14 protein-coding genes are annotated in these 20,065 nt (G+C 43.8%); 4 read left to right on the top strand and 10 right to left on the bottom strand.

Annotation, left to right across the window (positions count from 1 at the left end; genetic code table 11):
* Positions 1 to 183 precede the first annotated feature (183 nt).
* Both JMX82_RS12210 and JMX82_RS12205 read right to left on the bottom strand, forming a co-directional pair.
* Entirely contained in the window at positions 184 to 1,140 is a 957-nt protein-coding gene (locus JMX82_RS12210) for a response regulator (protein ID WP_201540732.1), read from the bottom strand.
* Between the two features lie 79 nt (positions 1,141 to 1,219).
* Positions 1,220 to 3,532, bottom strand: coding sequence for a sensor histidine kinase (locus tag JMX82_RS12205; protein ID WP_201540731.1), 2,313 nt, complete (start codon positions 3,530 to 3,532; stop codon positions 1,220 to 1,222).
* A gap of 676 nt (positions 3,533 to 4,208) precedes the next feature.
* On the opposite strand from JMX82_RS12205, the gene rapA reads away from it, so the two are divergent.
* The gene (rapA, locus tag JMX82_RS12200; RefSeq protein ID WP_201540730.1) at positions 4,209 to 7,097 is read left to right on the top strand and encodes an RNA polymerase-associated protein RapA; all 2,889 of its coding nucleotides are present in this window, start codon (positions 4,209 to 4,211) and stop codon (positions 7,095 to 7,097) included.
* Between the two features lie 496 nt (positions 7,098 to 7,593).
* Entirely contained in the window at positions 7,594 to 8,496 is a 903-nt protein-coding gene (locus JMX82_RS12195) for an acyl-CoA thioesterase (RefSeq protein WP_045452453.1), read from the top strand.
* Between the two features lie 58 nt (positions 8,497 to 8,554).
* On the opposite strand, the gene mutY is transcribed toward JMX82_RS12195, so the two are convergent.
* Positions 8,555 to 9,823, bottom strand: a complete 1,269-nt coding sequence (mutY, locus tag JMX82_RS12190; RefSeq protein WP_201540729.1) for an A/G-specific adenine glycosylase — start codon at positions 9,821 to 9,823, stop codon at positions 8,555 to 8,557.
* Between the two features lie 391 nt (positions 9,824 to 10,214).
* Between mutY and JMX82_RS12185 the strand changes: the two genes are divergently transcribed.
* The gene (locus tag JMX82_RS12185; protein ID WP_265089325.1) at positions 10,215 to 10,730 is read left to right on the top strand and encodes a GlcG/HbpS family heme-binding protein; all 516 of its coding nucleotides are present in this window, start codon (positions 10,215 to 10,217) and stop codon (positions 10,728 to 10,730) included.
* Between the two features lie 156 nt (positions 10,731 to 10,886).
* On the opposite strand, the gene ylqF is transcribed toward JMX82_RS12185, so the two are convergent.
* The 6 genes from ylqF to JMX82_RS12155 all read right to left on the bottom strand — a co-directional run bounded on the left by ylqF (position 10,887) and on the right by JMX82_RS12155 (position 17,605).
* Entirely contained in the window at positions 10,887 to 11,843 is a 957-nt protein-coding gene (ylqF, locus tag JMX82_RS12180; RefSeq protein WP_045452455.1) for a ribosome biogenesis GTPase YlqF, read from the bottom strand.
* Positions 11,844 to 11,967: 124 nt separating this feature from the next.
* Positions 11,968 to 15,021: a DUF2339 domain-containing protein gene (locus JMX82_RS12175; protein WP_201540728.1), complete on the bottom strand. Its 3,054-nt coding sequence runs from the start codon at positions 15,019 to 15,021 to the stop codon at positions 11,968 to 11,970.
* 155 nt (positions 15,022 to 15,176) lie between these two features.
* Positions 15,177 to 15,383, bottom strand: coding sequence for a hypothetical protein (locus tag JMX82_RS12170; RefSeq protein ID WP_201540727.1), 207 nt, complete (start codon positions 15,381 to 15,383; stop codon positions 15,177 to 15,179).
* A gap of 23 nt (positions 15,384 to 15,406) precedes the next feature.
* Complete coding sequence (locus JMX82_RS12165; protein WP_201540726.1) at positions 15,407 to 15,646, bottom strand: hypothetical protein; 240 nt, start codon at positions 15,644 to 15,646, stop codon at positions 15,407 to 15,409.
* 139 nt (positions 15,647 to 15,785) lie between these two features.
* Positions 15,786 to 16,577: an SDR family NAD(P)-dependent oxidoreductase gene (locus JMX82_RS12160; protein ID WP_087813609.1), complete on the bottom strand. Its 792-nt coding sequence runs from the start codon at positions 16,575 to 16,577 to the stop codon at positions 15,786 to 15,788.
* Between the two features lie 287 nt (positions 16,578 to 16,864).
* A complete protein-coding gene (locus tag JMX82_RS12155) occupies positions 16,865 to 17,605 on the bottom strand; it encodes a dienelactone hydrolase family protein (RefSeq protein ID WP_201540725.1) in 741 nt (246 codons plus the stop codon).
* A gap of 315 nt (positions 17,606 to 17,920) precedes the next feature.
* Here JMX82_RS12155 and JMX82_RS12150 point away from each other — a divergent pair, with 315 nt between their 5' ends.
* The gene (locus JMX82_RS12150) at positions 17,921 to 18,394 is read left to right on the top strand and encodes a YcgN family cysteine cluster protein (protein ID WP_227676742.1); all 474 of its coding nucleotides are present in this window, start codon (positions 17,921 to 17,923) and stop codon (positions 18,392 to 18,394) included.
* Between the two features lie 70 nt (positions 18,395 to 18,464).
* Here the strand turns inward: JMX82_RS12150 and JMX82_RS12145 are convergent, their stop codons facing one another.
* Positions 18,465 to 19,826, bottom strand: coding sequence for a DUF4105 domain-containing protein (locus JMX82_RS12145; RefSeq protein WP_201540723.1), 1,362 nt, complete (start codon positions 19,824 to 19,826; stop codon positions 18,465 to 18,467).
* Between the last annotated feature and the right edge of the window lie 239 nt (positions 19,827 to 20,065).

Below are 20,065 nucleotides of genomic sequence, written 5' to 3'. Positions count from 1 at the left end.
TATTCCTTATTAAATAGTTATTTTTAAATGATTTTAATAATGATCGACTTAATGTAGCACGTTGGTGATTTTAGTCAAAAAGGTCGTTAAAAAGTCCAAAGCAAAAAACCTCTACTTCAATATTGAAATAGAGGTTTTGTTGATTGAGACAGTAGTCTTTTGTGCTTATTTAGTCTTATGTACTTATAAAGAGAAACGCTTACGCAGTTTACCAATAAGGCTACGTACGCGACTGCTTAAATCAATACGCACGTCGTTTTCAGGGTCATGCTCGACTTCATAGCGTTTGACCAAATCAGGGCTGGCTTTGAGTTTCGTATGATGCTGAAACGCACGGTTGACGCTAATCTCAAGCAGGCTGGCGCGCATCGGTTTCGGCAAGCAGCGATAGACCTGACCTTTATTAATCAAATCAATCAGCAAGCCAGCATCTTGAAACTCAGTCTGTACCAAAACCACCAAATGCGGTGCATCTTGTTTTAAGGTAAAGATAATCGGCGCGATATTCTCGCCGCTGACATTGATATCGGTGATACAAACACCGATATCTTCATTCGCCAAATAATCGTACGCTTCCTCTAAACTCTCAGCGTGCAGTACTTTATAACTGTGAGAAAATTGCTTACGTATTTGCTCAATCAACTCATTGGTTTCATCGATCACTAGCAGCGTTTGCTTATTACCTGAACTGTCGAATTGGTCGGCATCTTCGTCTGGATTATAGGTCAAGGCGATTTCGGTAGCACGTCCGACCACAGTGATCAGCTCTTCAGATTTACAAGGCTTAGTCAAATAACGATAAATCTCACCATCGTTAATAGAGCCAATAATCGCGTTTAAATCGGCATAGCCCGTCAATAAAATACGCATGGTGGACGGTGAGACATCTTTTACTTCGCGTAAGATATCCACACCGACTCGCTCAGGCATCCGCTGGTCACTGACCGCCACGTGTACATGGTTGTTCTTGATATAGTCAATATACTCAGTCGGGTCGGTGGTGATAAACACGTCATGCGTTTTACGAAACAGCAGTTTCATAGACCGTAAAATGCGTTGTTCATCGTCGATAAATGCCAACTTCGGCTTTGACTCAGCGCTGGTTTCAACTGTGGTTAAGTCATTTTCTAATTCATTCATGATGATATCCTTATGATGATGAATAATAGTCGTTAAATATCTAAATATGTTCTACGTAACAGGGCAGCTGACCCAGCGCTTATGTGACTAGGTTTTGCTCTGTTAAATTATTATCAATCGGCAGTATTAACGTAAATGTAGTGCCAACACCTTCAGTCGATACGACTTTGATATCGCCATTATGTTGCTCCATAATTTGCTGGCTGATTGCCATACCAAGACCAGTGCCTTCGCCTGCGCCTTTGGTCGTAAAGAACGGCTCAAAGATTTGATTGAGAACTTCTGGACTCATACCTTTACCGTTGTCGATGACATCAATATAAACATTGTGATCATCGGCACGGGTGTGCACTTCGATTTTGCCATCAGGTTTTTCACCCATGGCTTGCGCGGCGTTATTGAGCAGATTGACCAAGACTTGATTGATTTGCGACGGTGAGCATTTCACTTCAGGTGTGGGCGCAAAATCAGTCACAATTTCTTGATGTCTAATGGAGTTACCAGCGATTTTAAGCGAGGCTTCGATACATTCGCGCACATCGATGGTTTTCACTTTTGACTCATCAAGACGGGCAAAGTTACGTAGATTTAGTACCATCTCGGTGATTTGCTCGACGCCAAATAACGAGTCTTTAATCAGCTCTTTTAGCTCAGCGGACAAATCATCTTCTTGAATTTCATCGGAAGCACGGACGATATCTGCTAATAACTTATCAATCTTGCCATCAGATGCGACGTCAGACTTGATACCTTTTAACCCTTGTACCAGTTCAATCAGCTCTTCGTATTGCTCAGTTAACTGACCGATAATCTCGAGGTTATTCTGTACATAAGATAATGGCGTATTTACTTCATGGGCAACACCAGCAACCATTTGCCCCAACGTTGCCATTTTTTCTGAACGGATCAATTGTAGCTGCGAGCTTTTCAGCTCTTTTAGTGTGTCTTGCAGCTCAGCAGTACGTTCTTCTACTTTAATCTCTAGCTGTTGATTAATATTGGCAAGCTTACCTTCGTTAGATTGGATACGATCTAATAGGTCGTTAATAGAGCCGTTTACCAGTCCAATCTCGTTGCGACCTGTCTTGAATTTAACTGAGCTTAGCTTGTTGTACTGCTTGTTATTAATGATGTTTTCTGCCAAAGAAATTTTATCAGTGGTTTCTTTCAATGGCTTGAATGCTAAGAAAGTTAGCATAAAGTAGATAATACCAGCGGTGATAAGGAGCGCTAATGCAATCCAGTTAATCAAGTTTTCACTTAAGTTGTCGGCAATGGCGTTAATCTCAGCATCAGGTTGGACAACGATAAGTTTCCAATAGGTTTCAGGAATCTCAAAGACATAGGCTTGACTGCCGTTATAAAAGTCATCGTTGGTCAGCTCAAAGCTCTGCAATAAGCGACTATCCATGGCATTTTGCTTGTTTTCGCTATTATTTAGGTAAGCGGCGTAGTTGACCAAATAATAACCTTTGGAATCACCTGTTTCTGCTTTATCAATCGTATTCAATACTTGCTGAACTTGCGGTGACACGCTAGCTGCAACTTGCTCGATAATCTCGTTACGCTGCGCTTCCAAGAAGTTTAATACCGGATTCCAAGCAGGGTCAGAGTTGATAACTTGTTTGATATCAAGTGGTGTACCGGTTGCTTCATCAATATAGCTTAAGCGTTCAGGGTTAGATGAGGCGATAACTTTATCACTGTTATCCAGCAATAGAATATAACCTGAGCCCGAGCTTTTGCTTAACTTGACGATGTTTTCTTGTAGCTGGTTTAGGGTAAAGTTAACGGTACTGGCACCCCAAAACTGATTGTCACGCTCAATTGCGACACCACAGCTCATGGCAAGCTCGCCTTTAGTTTGGCTGGCGCGAACATGGTTCCAGATACAGCTGTCAGGTTTGAGTAGTTTTAAGACGCTAAACCAATCTTCTTGATAATAAGGATTGGTTGGGTTTGGATCGCTGAGTACCGCTTGATAATCACCGTTTTGGCGTACCATCAAAAACGGATGGGTTGCAGTATTGGCACCAAGAGCGCCTTTTTCTGGCCAAATGCCGCCACTACCCAATAAGTTATAGTCGCGTTTATCAAAGGCATTGGCGGTACTGACTTGCAAAATATTCTCTTGCGGTGGCAGCGTTTGCGCGCTTTGCTGTAACAGCAAGGCACTACGCATGACACGATTGATGTCGGCTGAGATACTATTAACCGCGGTATTACCACGTTCAGCGACCAGCTTTGCTGACTCAAGACGAATTTTATCATGGCCTTCTTTATCAACGACATAGACAACGACCGCAAGTACGACCGCAAAAGCAATGAACAAAATAGTGGTAACTTGGGTACTGACTTGATTAAAAAAGCCAACTTTTTTAGAGGCACTCATGACGGGATTTGTCCTTGGGAGTAGGGAGCACAAAAAGAATTGCCAATGGGATGGATTGGCTACAACGAAATATATGGTTAAGTTTCATCAAAATAGCTTGTTAACACTAGTCATAAACGTCAACTGAAAATAGTGTTAACATAACTTAAAATTATGATAATAAAATAAACTTATAACTTAATGGACTATAACAGGCAATAGTATACTTATAATCGCTGATAAAGCATCGATAACGATTATGAGGTCTATGCTATTTTTTATATAAGTAGTAGTTAGCTAAAAGTCTAATGACTTAGTTAAATTGAATAGCTTTGGTATTAAGAGAGATGTTCTATTGCATTTTTTAACAATACAGTAACAATTTTACGATAACAATATTTTTTGTTTACTTGCGAGTCGTTATCTTATTGTTTTATATGACCAACTTATGCTTGGCGTTGATATAATCTTGCAATAATCTGCTCTTGAAAAGTCAACTTAGCGCACTCATCTAGCTGCTAACGTTATATAATGGTCGGCTTTATCTTGCGACCTAGCTAATGAGCTGACGCTGCCGGTATGGCCGGCGACCTCTCAGACTATTAAGTAATGACATCGCGCTAGTGATTCACGCTAGCAACTCTCATTATGAGCTATCTATTTTTTCCTATTATCTGAGTACAAAAGACATCGCCCTATGACTATCTCTATCGCTTCATTGCACAATACTGAATTTGCCGTTGGTCAACGTTATTTATCTGATACGGAGTCCGAGCTGGGCTTGGGTGTGGTCATCGATGTAGATGACCGATGTGTGCACATTCTATTTCCACAAAGTGAAGAGACGCGCGTCTACGCCAAAAACTCCGCGCCATTATCACGCGTGGTGTTTAAAGTCGGCGATAGTATTTCTGATCAAGCGGGTAAGAGCTATACCGTAACCGCGGTCGACGAAGTGATGGGTGTACTCAAATACAGTGTCGATGAGCATGAACGAGGCATTATGGAAACCCGTCTTGCTGCCAATATCACCTTGGCTAAGCCGCTTGAGCGTCTGTTGGCTGGTCGGATTGAGCGCGGTGATTGGTATGAGCTGCGTCAAGATATCTTGCGTATGCAGTCGGCGCTAGCGGGTCATCCGCTTAAAGGTTTGATGGGTGCGCGTGTCGATATCATTGAGCATCAGCTCTATATCGCTCATGAAGTTGGCAAACGTATCGCACCGCGTGTGTTGCTTGCTGACGAAGTTGGTTTGGGAAAAACCATCGAAGCAGGTTTGATTATTCATCAACAGCTGCTAACGGGCAAAGCTGAGCGTGTACTCATTCTGGTACCAGATAGTTTGCAATATCAGTGGATGATTGAGCTGCGTCGTCGTTTTAATCTAAATTTTGCCTTATTTGACTTGGTGCGTGCTGCTGCTATCAAAGAACACGACCCTGAACAAAACGTCTTTGCCACTGAGCAATGTATCATTGCGGGTATGGATTTATTACTCGATCACCCTGATTTGTACGACCAAGCGATGGATGCAGGGTTTGATTTATTGGTGGTCGATGAGGCGCATCATCTGCATTGGGATGAAGCGCAAGGCGGCAATGATAAATATGACTTGATTGCTGACTTTGCCGAAGAAACGCCAGGGGTCATGCTATTGACAGCAACGCCAGAGCAGCTTGGGGCACAAAGTCACTTTGCTCGTTTGCGTTTGCTTGATCCAGATCGCTTTGATGATTTGGATGAGTTTATTGATGGTCAAGAAGCCTTTGCTGAAACGGCTGCCGTTGCTGGTGTATTGATAGAGGATAAGCCATTAAGCGACAGTCAAATTGCCGCTTTAAGCAGCTTGTTAGACATCAGTCTTGATGAGTTGGCAACGATTAATGATGACGAAAAATTGCGTACTTATGCGCTTAACGAGCTATTAGATCGTCATGGTACAGGTCGTATTCTATTCCGTAATACCCGTGAAAGTGTGAAAGGGTTTTATGGTCGTAGCAGCCAGCCGTACCCATTGGCATTACCTGCCGCATGGAAAGACAGCTATCAAACCAATGGTAAATTGCGTGAGCAGCTATGGGGCGAAGAAAACCAACCTGATGGTGGCTGGCTAGAAGATGACCCACGGGTGCCTTGGTTGATTGATATTTTGCGCGGCGAGCTTAAGCACAAAAAAGTGCTGTTGATTGCCCGTAGTGGCGCGACGGTTGAGAGCTTGGAGGCTGTATTACGTCTGCATGCCGGTATTAAAACCGCTATCTTTACTGAGCAGATGACCTTACTTGAGCGTGACCAAGCAGCGGCGTTCTTTGCTGATAGCGAAGGCGCGCAGATATTGTTGTGCTCGGAGATTGGCTCGGAAGGTCGTAACTTCCAGTTTGCAAGCCAGCTGATATTGTGGGATTTGCCAGCCAATCCAGATACCTTAGAGCAGCGTATTGGTCGCCTAGATCGTATCGGACAAACGCAGCAAATTATGCTCCATGTGCCTTATGTACAGGGCACAGCACAAGAGCGACTGTATCATTGGTATCACGACGCGCTGAATATGTTTAATCAAATCTCTCCAACGGCGCAGAGTGTGCAAGAGCAGTATATCCAAGAGCTAAAGCCCATGCTTGAAGGCGCGGATACTGACGAGAACCGTGCGATACTACAAGATATCATCGAAGAAGCGAAACAGACGCGATTGGGGTTAGAGGCACAGCTACAAGCGGGTCGTGATCGCCTATTAGAATACAACTCGTGTCGCCCACGTGTTGCCAAACGTATCGCTGACGCCATGCGCGATTTTGATGGTCATAATCTATTGCCGCAGTTTATTGAGCGCTTTTTTGCCTCAGCCAATATCGATCACAATATCCAGCGCGATGGCTCGTGGGTGATTGCTCCGATTGACAGCACTGAAATTAGTGATTATATCGATGGTCTGCCACTCGGTGACGAAGACGGTATGACGTTGACATTCGAGCGTGAGCAAGCACTACAGCGTGAAGATATCGAGTTTATCACTCACGAACATCCATTGATGCGCGCGATTTATGAGTTGGCGAGTACCAGCACCTTTGGTAATACCACGGTGGCGATGCTAAAAAGTTCTGCTGTACCACAAGGTATGGTGCTGCTCGAAGTGAATTTCCGTGTTGAAGCCATTGCGCCAAGGTTGCTCAATTTACCAGCGACGCTGACCACGCAAAATATCCGCGTGTTTATCAGTGAGCAAGGCAGTGATTTGTCCTCGCGTATCAGTGCGGAGATGATTATGCCGCATATTGAGCGTCTGGATAAAAACCGTGCTCGCCAAGTCATTAAAGTACGCGGTGATGTGATTGAGCAGCGTTATTATGAAGCGGAAGAGATTGCCCGTCAGCAGCTTGCTGAGATTGGTGAACAAGCCAGTGCCCGTTTTAGCCAGCAGTGGTCACGTGAAATCAAACGCCTAAAGCATCTACAAACGATTAATCCTAACGTACGTCCTGCTGAGATTGAGCGTTTGGAGCAGCTAAAAGCCCAAGGTGAGCAAGCACTAGGGAGTCTATTATTAGTCCCAGACTCTATCCGTGTGTTAGTGGCAGTGAAGCCATAAATTTAAATGATCAAAAGAACGAGATGTTTAATAGCATCTCGTTTTTTTATGATTAATATCGTTTATATTAGGATGCGCCTCAAGGTCTGTTAAGCAAAAATATCAACATGATATTGCCAAGTGAGCGTCGCTCTCTAGTCAAAGCCATCGATATTGGGTAAGATGTTTATCTTTTCGATTTATAGTCCATTCGCTATAAAAGGGTGAGCGCATCTCGTGTGAAGTATCACATATACCCTTGTACTCGATTGCTTTGTACTTCTTTTAAGTTGAAACAACGATATAATAAATGCTGGTGATAGCGCTGCTATGACCGTGTTTTTTGCGCTAAAATTTTCGTGTTAAATCTCTCTTGTGCATTTTCAGCAAGTGATTTCATATTATTTTACATTCAAATGCAAAGTGTCTTTTGTCTTTCGCGATATGATATTGATATCGTTGGGTGCGTATTTTCAGATGCTTAGCGTTTTTGATAAAAATAAGGAAACCTATCGTCATGTCCGATTATTCGCAATTGATTGATGAGCTGCTAGCTACTGTAGCGCTTATTGAAGTGACCCCCGATGTCTTTGAGGGTAAGAGCCATGACTATGTTGGCAGTCGTATTTTTGGTGGACAAGTGCTCGCCCAAGCCATCATGGCGGCGGCGCATACACTGGATAAAGACAAACCCTGTCATTCACTGCACGGCTATTTTTTGCGCGGTGGTGATATCACGCAGCCAGTTATTTATCAGGTGCGCCGCTTGCGTGACGGTCGTAGTCTGTCTGCGCGTGAAGTGACGGCGATTCAGTATAAAGAAGTGCGTGGTAAAGCGCCCATTGAGCAAGTAATATTTTCAATGATAGCCTCGTTTTCGCCGATGGAAGAGGGTTTAGAGTATCAAGAAGATATGCCTGTCTATCCGCCACCAGAGGATTTACTGGCTGAGCAAGATTTAAAAGAAGAGTATGTCGGAAAAGTCCCAGACGCACTCAAAGCCCGTTTTATGCGGCGTCGCCATGTCGAAATTAAACCGGTTAAACCGCGTGATCCGATTCATCCAGAGCCAATGAAACCGAAGCAGGCGAACTGGTTGCGTATCCGCGAATTGGGCAATCAACCTGTTGCGATTCAACAAGCGCTATTGGCATTTTCGTCCGATTTTTATCTGGTTGGTACAGGGCTGATGTCACATGGTGTTAGCTTTATGACCAGCGGCTTGCAAGCGGCTAGTATCGACCACTCGATGCATTTTCATCGTAATTTTGATCTAAACGGTTGGATGCTATACGACATGTGGAGTGATACCACGTCTAATGCCAAAGGCTTAAACCATGGGCAGTTTTGGCAAGACGGTAAGCTGGTTGCTACGGTACAACAAGAAGGCCTAATGCGTTTACGTGTGCCAAAGTCCTAAGCTCTCATCTTCTGATAAATAAAAAAAGCGACTCACTATTGATAATGAGTCGCTTTTTTTATTCTAAAATTTTAACCATTGCTCGTGGCAATCCAAGTGTTGCCTGAGCATCAACAGCATTTAGCCAATTAATATTAATTTGTGCTGCTTCTAAAGCTTCGGTTATTTCAGTAATTTGCTCAGCATTTAAAATCAGCGATTGCGGTGTCAGATACCAGTGAAAGTGCGTTAGTGAATGCTTAATAGGGGCGTCGTCTAATAAAGTTTTACTGACTGCTTTTGCTGTCGATTTATGCTTATCTAACCACTCGTTGATAATTTGCTCGGCAGTGGTAAATTCTGCTTCGTATACTTTTTCAATACTGGTCACTTTTAATGATGTATCGTCAATTTCAGTCGCTTTTTCTGCGGCAGTTTTAGTATTCATTTTGCCTGCGGTTTTTTCAACAAACTGTAAAGGTAAACTCCACAGTCCGCCCCAAATGCCATTGCCAGGGCGTTGTAGCCACAGTATTTTTCCATCAATATCTTCAATCAATAACGCATTGCTAAACTTGCTGGGTTTGGGCTGCTTTTTTGCTTTGACTGGATAATCTGTTTCGCGTCCTTGCTCGTGGGCTAGGCAATCCTTTTGAAGGGGACATAATAGGCAGGCAGGTTTGCTACGCGTGCATAACGTCGCGCCCATATCCATCATCGCTTGCGCGAATAACCCTGAGTCATCGACAGGCGTTGATCGCTCTGCCAATGCCCATAGTTCTTTGGTGGTGGCAGACTTGGTAATATCACCGTCAATCGCTGCCCAACGCGTCAAGACACGTTTGACATTGCCATCACAAATGACGCCATAACGATGGAGTCCCATCGCCATAATTGCGCCAGCGGTCGATGGCCCGACGCCAGATATGGCTTCCCACCCTGCTAGCGTCTGCGGAAAGTCGCCCGTCTCATCAATGACTTCGACCAGTTGTTTCGCGCCTTTATGCAAATTACGCGCGCGCGCATAATAACCAAGTCCTGCCCAATGCTCCGCAACCGTATCCCATTCTGCGGCTGCTAAATCTTGTACCGTTGGAAACGATGCCATAAAACGGGCAAAGTAGGGCAGCACCGTCGTTACTTGCGTTTGCTGGAGCATGACTTCGGATAGCCAGACGATATAAGGATTGGGCGCGTCGGTTTGGTGCTGTTGCCAAGGTAGGTCATGGCGACCGTTTTCGGCGAACCAATCGAGTAGGCGCGGGGCGAACGAATCGAGAGAAGTAGAGTATTGAGTAAAGGTATTTTCTATCGTTGTGAGGTTTGCAGTAGGGGTAAGCTGAGTCATATCATCAATTTTTGGCATATTAGTGTATGAATTATAACCGATTTTTGAGAGAAATGAGTTGATATCGCTGTTGTGCGCTGCTTGAGATTACCATGATGTAAGCGTCTTTTGAGTGTGAGTGTTGAAAAACAGAGTATGTAACAGAAAACTTAATATAGAGTTGCAAATTTATAAAGTAAATCTTACAAAATTAAGTGAATTTTGTAGAAAAATTAACTTATCATTGTTGTGCTTTTTGCAAGATTATGACTCTTATTCTCGCTAGGGCCGCAAGAGCACCTTTGAGTTAACGATAACTCATTGTCTGGTTTCATCAAATACGCTTATTAAAGCTCACTAAGCATCATTTCAAACAAACGCTCACATGTATGAGTAATATTTAGGACTCTTTATGAAGTTAATGTCGAACTACTTATCTAAAGCAATATTGGCGCTAGCAGTCATTGGCTGTTCAGCCAACGTTTTGGCCGCCAAACCAAATCTATTATTACAACAGCCCAATGTTTCTTTAGAGTTGGCCAATGAATTAATCGATGCCACCATGGCAGCCTGTCATGCAGAGGGCAAATCTGCCGTGGTCGCGGTTGTTGATCGTGCTGGTAATTTAATCGCGCTACAGCGTGATGATAACGTTGGTCCACACAATACTGATGCTGCTGTTCGCAAAGCATTCACGGCATTATCTACCAAAACGCCTTCACGTACGTTGGCGGATAATGCTCGCGCTAATCCAGACTCAAATAACTTGAATACGGTAAATGATTTACTGCTGATCGGCGGCGGTGTGCCGTTAAAGTTTGGCAATGATGTGATCGGCGCTATTGCAGCGGGCGGCGCAGGCGGTGCAGTACAAGATGAAGCTTGTGCGTTGAAAGCTATCGAAAAAGTTATGCCTAAACAGAAGTAGTTGATGGCTCAGATATCGCTAAATTATTTAGATATCATTGAAAAACTTAGATATCTCGCTATCAGTAGACATAAAAAAAGCCCTTAGGGGCTTTTTTTGCATGAGCTCTAAAATGATTTTAGGCAGCTAGCATTATAGACACAAAGGGTTATCGATTTACTTCCGATTCTTTCGCGTTTTCAAACGACGCAAACGTTTTTCTTCTTCTTTGGCGATTCTTTTCTCTTCTGCTGCTAAGCGTTGCTCAGCGACGACGAGCTCTTCAGCTTCAGACATGGCTGGCGTCTCAAGCGTAATACGCCCAAGCTTAGCGCTACGTAACTCGTTGATCAAAATCTCAGACATGCGGTAAGTATCGACTTGATTGCCCGAACGTACACAGCCGCGATTGCGTCCAGCGACTTCAAAAAACTCCCAATCAGTCTTTGGTAGCGCTTCAATTTTATAGCGGGTTTTGAGCAGCTCAGGATAGGCTTGCATCAAGTATTCAGCGGTATAGCTGGCAACATCAGCGAAGTCAAAAGCGGTATCACGAATACCACCCGTCGCTGCCAGACGATAGCCAGAGTTTTCGTTTTCGACCTTTGGCCACAGCATACCGGGCGTGTCATAGAGCATGATGTCATCGTCCAGCTTAATCAGCTGCTGTGATTTGGTTACGGCAGGTTCATCACCAGTTCTGGCGACAGCACGTCCAGCCAAGGTATTAATCAACGTCGATTTACCAACGTTTGGAATCCCCATAATCATGGCTTTGATTTGGCGACCTGTACCCACTTTATTGGGCACAAGTTGTTTACAGATGGCGATGATACGTTTGACATCATTGGCTTTATCAGTATCGCAAGCAATGGCTTTCACACCGCTTTGCTGCTCAAGATAGTCCATCCACGCTTGGGTCAATTCAGGATCAGCAAGGTCGGCTTTATTCAGGATTTTGATGACGGGTTTTTCGCCGCGCAATGCCGCGACCATTGGGTTTTCACTACTATATGGGATACGCGCATCGATCACCTCGATGACCAAATCCATCTGCGGCATGATTTCTTTGATTTCGTTACGGGCTTTGTTCATGTGCCCAGGGAACCACTGAATACTTGCTCTCTTATCCATCTGCTTTCATAACCTTTTATAAAAAATGCGCAAAGTAAGACGATCGTCATTTACTTTTCATGGTGTCCAGTTTACTACAGAACCACCTTGCTCACGCTACAATTTCGCCCAACCAGATGCGCGGCTACTCTTGAGCAGGATTTTCTATTTCATCGCGGGCAGGAGGTAACGGTGCAAGATAACCAATTAATAGTATTAAGCTGCCTGCGCCAAGGAAAGATATCACTCGCCAAATCGCTTCAGTCTGTGACAGGTCAACCAATACCAGTTTGAGCACGATGACACCTAATAGTCCGATACCCATAAACCAAAGCGTCCGCTGCCAATAGCGACTGGCGACGATGGTGGCGACTAAAGCCAAGAGCGTCCATAAAATAGTCAATCCTGTCTGCACTTGCTCGCTATTCCATGCGCCGCCCTGAGCGCTGTCCCAAAGCGGTGTACCGATAAAGGCATGTAGCGTTCTGACCAACATACTGGAAACCAGCCAAAAGCTGATAAGTCCCAACATAACCAATAAATAATCGGCGGTAAATATACGCTTAGTTTGGGGGGCTTCACTTGACTCGATAAGACTCTCATCGCGGCGATGTTGGCTCATGTAATATAGACTAAAACCAACCAATAGCGTCAGCAATGAGGTAATGTCGTATAAATTCAGTAGTGGGAAGTAGGACAGTCTCCAAATCACACCATCATATGACCAGTTGGTAATGATGACCCAACTTAAAGCAATGGGAGCAAAGATAGCCGCGCAGCTCAATAGCGCTTGTTGCCAATCAAACCAGTATAGTGGGCTTTGCTTGCATGCCTTGTTTGTACGCGTATTTTGCTTGGGATAGTAAGCATAACGATGACAGCACCATAATCCAGCCAATATTAAAATGGCTGGACTCAAGACAGCCATCACGCCAGCGGAATCTGCGAGTCCGTAATGGGCAGCGGCAGCGATAATTAAAATGCTAGCTCCTAGCCAGCTTGCGCCATCGTGGCGTGACAACTCGGAATGGTCGTACCACGTCTTTAACCACAACTGTCCGATGACCAACCAACCAACGATTGAACCAGTCAATAGTAGCCAATCTGCTCTCTGCCATATTAAATGAAACTCGAATTTTTGCGGTAACTGTAGGACGAGCATGAGATAAAAGACGATCGATAAGCCGTGGCTAAGTTGTCTGATTTCTATCCACGAGTGATAACGATTGATTGTCCAATATATGGCAAGGCTGACCAGTGCTGCGAGTGCAATTATGGTTGTCGTTGCCAGTGTCCAACTGGCAAACCACTGGTTAAAATCAAGCAGCAGCACTTGTAGTAGCCACGCTATAGCCGTAAAGGTCAAAAACCTTATGAGTATAGGACTGTGCCAAACAAGATTAAATACTGTGCTGTGGCTGTTGATTGAGGTTAGCCATTGCTGAGCGGCATGAGTGCTAATACCTAATGCGTTGGCATAGGTTGCTATCGCATCTGGCGTGGCATTTTGCTCTTGAGAATATGTTGAATGATTATCTAAGCTATCATTTAAGTCTTCGTTCAAACTATCATTTAGCATAGCTGGCGAGTTGTTCGTGCGTAAAATAAATACAGTGGCTAGATAAGTCATAGCCGAAATGGTTAAGGCCAATGTTGGATAATCCTGAATGGCGAAGACGACTTTTACCATCAGCATACAGATACTGATTAGCTGCAATAACAAACCAAATAACACTGACCATGCGCGTAGTGAGCGCCGTCCAAACCACACCAGTGCCAACCCTTGTACTGACCAGCCAAAAGCAATCCATTCAGCATCTAATGCTAAAGGGATTACCAGCGCCAAAAAACCAAATCCTAAAGCCAGCATGCCTTCGGTGATTAAGGCATAACGTTGGCTACGCTGCACAAACAACCAGCCGAGTCCTAAATAAACAGTGGCTAAAATAGCACTCGCGATGGTTAAAGCGTTAGGAATGTCATCTAATAATGCCGCAAATAAACCAAAGGCTAATATCGGCACTGAAAACAGTAAGCCAGTATCAATAGGGAATACATAGCTATTATTTCTTGCGTGAACGCTATCTAAATGCTTTACGTTGTCTGCGCTATTTGTCTGGATGATGTCTGTTTCATTAAGAGTATTGTAGGCAATGATTTGTTGGGCATAGCGAATGACGACAAACAGATATAGCAATAAGTGTAAGGTGACCAGCAAGACTAAAGACCAGCGCTGCGCCTCAATGACCGTGCTCAAATTCTCACTGATGCCCCAGTAGTAAGCCAATCCAAAGGTCACAGTGATACCGAATAAATTCAGTATTTTCCACGGGCGGTAATGCGCAATAATCGCAATCGTCACGTTCAATAGTAGATAGTAACTAAACAATACCACCAAACTGCCCGTGTCTTCACTGGTCAAAATAGGCGCAAAGAAACCACCCGATAATGCCAACAAAGCCAGTGGAAAGGCATTTTGACGCACGGCGAGTGCAATGGTAATCACAGATAATAGCCCAAGCCCAATAAAGCTCGGTAGACTAGGCAGGACTTGGTAAACGCTATAGGCAAAAAAGGTCGTTAAATACGCAATCGCTAAGCCTGCGCCTTGTAGAGTGATGCCATAAGCAAAGCGATTTTTTGCCAATTTTAGACCTAATGCTGCTAGACCTAAACCGAGGATGCCTATCGCTAAAAGCTTGGACGCTATCGACACTTCGATATAGTCGCTTAACAAGCGAAGTAGTAGCACCACACCGATAAGTAAGACGATCACGCCAACGCGCACGACTAGATTGCCGCCAAAAAACCAGTTTTTGATAGAGTGAATCAATGAAGTGACGATAGGCAGTGAGCGCTCATCCGGCTCTATGGGCGATGGTTTTTTTGGAGAAGTGGCTGGTTTCGGGTGGATCGTAGCAGTAGATAAAGGAGGTGCTGATTCAGATAGCTCCTCGATAATAGGTTGGGGCGAGTGAGTCTCAGCTATCGTTTGAGCCATTGGTTCAGTATGAACGTCTACGTTATTATCGGCGTTGACGTTGTTCATAAAGCTGACACGGTGTTGCTGCGCTTGTAACTCATCTTGCAGTTGCGTGATGTCTCGTTGAAGCTGATCAACGCGTCGCTTTAATTTATGGTAAAAAACGATAATCACTACTAGACAAACAAGCAATACAAACCCGCTGATATCAGACATAGCGCTACCACACCGTTACTCAATATTTGATGGCTTGATGATGACTCGATTTCAAAGCAAACACAAGCAAAGCGCTCATCAAAATAAACGGGTTAGCCCAAGACTATTCGTTCACTATCATTGAGCTGACCTTGATGCTTTATAAACTAAGATATTTATGCAGCATATAATTTATGTCTTTCTGATAATGTACATTCACGCAAGGTTAGATAATTCACCATACCTGAGACGATACCTGCAATAACACCGATAATAATTAAAGCTGAAATCAAAGATACTTCGACCGTACCTGCGTATTTTTGCCATAGTACAGCAAGAGAGGTTAATACCCCAAAGGTAAAAAATCCATGCTTTATCGTCAACCAAAAAGCAGTTGGGAAGAAGGCTACTTTTTTTCTTTGATACCAAAATAAGCCACCATAGTTAAAATCATGGCTAACGTAATCGATAAGGTAACGGAGGTACCGAGCACTGTGTCTTCATTATTGGTAATAGAGTCAACAGATATTGCGATTGATGAGTATGTTTTTAAGAAGAAGTATTGTATGCCGCCGTTAATGAAGGCATTGATTACGCCAGTAAGCATAGCGCCTTTTAGCAATTTTGCGTTTAATGTTGTTGTCATGGTTTATGTTCCAAGTCCAAGCAGGTAGGTTTATGCATAAAAAATACTGAGTAGATAAAACTCTACCCAGTATGGTCGAATGCTCAACACGCCCTATTATGTATCGTTTATAAATTTATGATTAAAATGATGGCTAAGTTTATGAGGTTGGCATTTTGCTTTTGTAAACACCGCCACCATTGACTGTCAGTTCAGCACCAGTAATCCAAGACGCTGCATCACTTAACAAAAACGCCATCGCTTGAGCGATATCTGCTGGCACGCCACGTCGTTTTAGGACGATACCTTTGACCACATTATCGATCATCTCTTGGGTATAACCGGCTTCTTCAGAGGAAGCACCATTATCTACTGTACCGATGATTAGTGAGTTAAAGCGCACTTCAGGACCTGATGCGACCGCCATACTTTTTACCATATTTAGCAAGCCCGCTTTAGCTGTGCTGTATTCGATAAATTCTGGCGATGGTGTATTACCAACCATGGATCCAGAAAATACCACAGAGGCGTTTTCTTCTTGTTTTAAATACGGCATACATAAACGAGTCAAATGATAAGATCCCAAGGTGTTGAGCTTATACGCATTGACCATTTTTTCGGTGGTAGATTCCCATAAGGGCGTATTTGCACCCCAACCGACGTTGTTAACTACTGCAGAAATCTTACCGAATTTTGCAATAGTTGCATCGACCAAGGCTGCAATTTGCGTCTCGTCAGTAAAGTCGGTTTTCATGCCTAAGGTTGCATTGCCTGTTTCTTTTTCGATATCAGCGGCAATTTGCTTCACTTTATCTTCATTTAAATCAGCGAGGACAATGTTGCCTCCTAATGAGCTTAAAAACCGTGCCGCCTCGCTACCAATAGCGCCTGCTGCACCACTGATAATGATGGTTTTATGATGAAAGTCGAATAGTTGTTGGATGGTTTTCATGGTTTTACCTTATTATTAGTGAGTGATTAGTAAGCTATCAGCAAGGGGTGTGACCGATTTTATGAATCACGACTGTGCAATAACCATGTTAGCGTCTTAAATCCTTACTAATAGTAAGCCTTTGTAAGTGTATAATGAGCAATGTGGGTTTTGTATGATCAAAAAAAGCAGAGTGCGGCGGACGCACTCTGCTATATATTGCGTTAATAGATAGGGGTTAATAAATAGTGTGTTAATAACCTGAAAACAGCTATTGATATGCCTGATCCAGAGATTATTTACCTAAGTTATTTACCTAAGTTATTTTCCATAAATTCAAGCATGTTTTCCCAGCTTTGCTTGGCAGCAGCTTCGTTGTAGCCAAGATCAACATCATTTTTAGCAGCGCGCTCATCGGCATGTGGATTGGTAAAGCCATGTTTAGCGTTGTCATAAACATCGATAATATAGTCAACGCCAGCAGCATCCAGTTCTGATTTTAGACCTTCTATTGCTTCCATAGATACCATTGAATCATCGCGACCGTGAGCAACCAATACGTTAGCGGTGAAGTTTTTATCCGCTGGCTGTTTTGGTGTTGGGTTGCCATGGAAAGTGGCGACCGCTTTTAAGGGCATACCTTCGCGAGCCATATCGAGGACGACCTTACCGCCGAAGCAAAAGCCAATCGCTGCTAGATTGTCACCATCAACGGCTAACTGGTCGCTAAAGTCATTAAGGATTAAACGGCAGCGCGCCATCAGCATATCTTGATCTTCTAATACTTGCTCCATCCACATATTCGCTTGTGCAGCATCGGTGGTCAGCTTGCCTTCACCGTACACGTCCATTGCAACGGCAGCATAACCTGCTTCTGCCAAGCGCTCGACCACTGATTTTGGGTGATCAACGATACCCCACCATTCTGGCGCTACTAAAATTCCCGCAACAGGATGGTCGTCAGATGCATTTTCTGGCAATGCCACATAGCTGATAAGCTGGACACCGTTTTCGGTGGTACTGATTAATTCAAAAGTCTTAATTGACATATTATTATCCTTTTTTATGTGAGGAGTTTTACGTTATAAAGGTTATTTGTCTGTGTTTTTGCGACATCGTTTTTCTTACTTTTACTACCTTAACGCTCAACCTAGGCAAAAACAGCTATAATACTGTAACGCTCTTTATCAAAATGCTACGGCACCTTTATGACACTAAACTTGTTAAACAACTGTGCAGCCCACCTAAGCTCTGACGAAACGTTGCCGCTAAAAGTCACGGAAAAATTAGCTGTGAGCTTATTTCCTGACAGTGGTAATGAAAGCAACAGCAATAGCGACCATGACAGTGAACTCAATGACACATTGCGTCCGAATTTTTGGTCGCGCTTTGCACTGTCAGAATTAAATCATAGCGAATGGGAAGCGTTGTGTGATGGCTGTGGCAGCTGCTGTTTGATTAAGTATATTGACGAAGATGAGAATGGCGATGTGGATGAAGAGTTGGTCGAGTATACCGATGTGACTTGCCAGCTAATGGACTGTACGACGGGTTATTGTCAGCACTATGACACGCGTCAAGAGCATGTGCCAGACTGTATTCAGCTGACCATGGACAATCTGCCGCAGATGATGTGGTTGCCTTCGCACTGTGCCTATAAGCGTTTGTATAAAGGACAAGATTTGCCAATTTGGCATTTGTTATTGACCCAAGATGCAGTGGTAACGCAGCAACAAATGCGTGCTGCCAATGTTGGCGTGGCAGGGCGCTGTGTTTCTGAGACTGGTCTGTCTGATGAAGCGATGGAGGAGCGGGTGGTCAGCTGGGTTAAGCCTTGATAATACTGAGAGTTACTGACATCAGTGACGTTGGTATTATTGCAGGGTCAAAGTACAATGCTACTTGATGTTAATAAGAAACCTGAGCCGCAGATTTGGCTTTTGCCTCAGCATCTTCTTGGGTGTCAGCCAATGGCGGGATAGGAATGTTCTGACGAATTTGCTCAGAGAACTCGCGGCTGTTTTCGTTGCTATTAACGCCAGACTCTAGATTGATTTGATTATTAAATGCTTTAACCTTTGAGTTGATATGGGTACGCTCGTACCATGTATCCATTGACCAAGGCTGTCCAGTCTTTTCTGGATTAGCGTCAAGCATACCGACATCATATAGATAATTTGGCAGCCAGCCAGAGACCCAAATCCGATAATCCCACGGCAGGCGATCGCCACTGACGATACGCGCCATATAAAAAATGATATTGGTGCAATTACTGAGTAATGTGTTATACCAAGCAGGCTTGGCATTCAATTCATCGGCAGCGGTTAAATAAGATTCAAATAGTGACTTGACCTCGTGCTGCTGCAAGTTGCTAACGGGAAATAGATAAACTTGCTCGCCACGCGCATTCGTTCGGGTATAAATAATATCGCGCTCTTCTGCGGCAATCAGGCTCAGCTCATAGCGTCTAAAAAACCCTGCCAATGCCGAAAACGATTCGCCTTCTTCTTTACGAATCTCAAACGAGAAAGCAAGCGGTCTATCATCTTCAAAACGAAAGCTGACCAAAGTATGGGCAATCAGTGGACCCATCCAGTAAGAGTTGGTGACATCGACGCCAGATAGTTTGGACATATCAATGGTACGTGTGTCCCAGCGTTCGGTCGCCTCCGTGTCGGTATGCCAATCAAAGTTGCGTACATTGGTTAAGATCACTAAATCAGGATTGGTTGCATCGCGCTCATAGGTGACCCTTTCACTTACCTCAGCCATCCAGTCGCGCTCTTGCTGAGGTTCAATAGAAAAAAACCAGCCAACGCCTACCAACCAAATAGCACCATATAAAGCGGTTAACCATTTATTTGCTGACTTACTATTTATGGTTGCTTTGTTGCTCCATTGTTTATTGCTGCGTTGTTTATGATCAAAGCGCTGAGCTATTTTCGACCAATAGCGAACGCTCAGTAAGGCTGTCAGTACACCAACAATGAAAAGTGCGGTTAACCAAGTGATGGCAGAGCCTGCTCCAAACTGATACCAAATCGCCAGCAATAACCAAACGGCTGACAGTAGCAAGGTGATAATGATGAAAAACTGTACAAGATAATATCGCCATGTAGGTGTCGGTTGGCGACCATTCGCAGTGTTATTTTTTAAGCTGTGTCGATCCGAACCATGATTATTTGACTCAAGCGTGTCCAAGCCGTTATCTGAACGATGGCTATGTGAGTGCGGCGTGAGCAGGCGAGAGAAAAAAGAACGTAGCGACATAGGGTGTGCTTTGGTGTGTGAAGGCTTTGACCATAGCAAAGTTTATAACGTACTGACAATACAATTTGAGTGAATTTATCGTTGAATGTCGGTGAGCCTTGCGCTAAAGTGAAGCTACTTTGATCTGCTCTATTTATAATTTAATAATCAAAGATCTGTTTTATTTGCTGTATTCATCCCCATCTACGTCTGTTATTACGTATTATTTTAACTGTTATTAACTAAAGAGGTTAAATCAC

The sequence above is a fragment of the Psychrobacter sp. 1044 genome (genome assembly GCF_904846525.1).
Lineage (GTDB): Bacteria > Pseudomonadota > Gammaproteobacteria > Pseudomonadales > Moraxellaceae > Psychrobacter.
The sequence above is the reverse complement of the archived record's forward strand: the minus strand, read 5'-3'. Positions and strand labels throughout refer to the sequence as shown.

Coding starts and splice junctions, on each gene's coding strand:
- JMX82_RS12210 (WP_201540732.1), bottom strand. CDS start 1,140: ATGAATGAATTAGAAAATGACTTAACCACAGTTGAAACCAGCGCTGAG.
- JMX82_RS12205 (WP_201540731.1), bottom strand. CDS start 3,532: ATGAGTGCCTCTAAAAAAGTTGGCTTTTTTAATCAAGTCAGTACCCAA.
- rapA (WP_201540730.1), top strand. CDS start 4,209: ATGACTATCTCTATCGCTTCATTGCACAATACTGAATTTGCCGTTGGT.
- JMX82_RS12195 (WP_045452453.1), top strand. CDS start 7,594: ATGTCCGATTATTCGCAATTGATTGATGAGCTGCTAGCTACTGTAGCG.
- mutY (WP_201540729.1), bottom strand. CDS start 9,823: ATGACTCAGCTTACCCCTACTGCAAACCTCACAACGATAGAAAATACC.
- JMX82_RS12185 (WP_265089325.1), top strand. CDS start 10,215: ATGAAGTTAATGTCGAACTACTTATCTAAAGCAATATTGGCGCTAGCA.
- ylqF (WP_045452455.1), bottom strand. CDS start 11,843: ATGGATAAGAGAGCAAGTATTCAGTGGTTCCCTGGGCACATGAACAAA.
- JMX82_RS12175 (WP_201540728.1), bottom strand. CDS start 15,021: ATGTCTGATATCAGCGGGTTTGTATTGCTTGTTTGTCTAGTAGTGATT.
- JMX82_RS12165 (WP_201540726.1), bottom strand. CDS start 15,646: ATGACAACAACATTAAACGCAAAATTGCTAAAAGGCGCTATGCTTACT.
- JMX82_RS12160 (WP_087813609.1), bottom strand. CDS start 16,577: ATGAAAACCATCCAACAACTATTCGACTTTCATCATAAAACCATCATT.
- JMX82_RS12155 (WP_201540725.1), bottom strand. CDS start 17,605: ATGTCAATTAAGACTTTTGAATTAATCAGTACCACCGAAAACGGTGTC.
- JMX82_RS12145 (WP_201540723.1), bottom strand. CDS start 19,826: ATGTCGCTACGTTCTTTTTTCTCTCGCCTGCTCACGCCGCACTCACAT.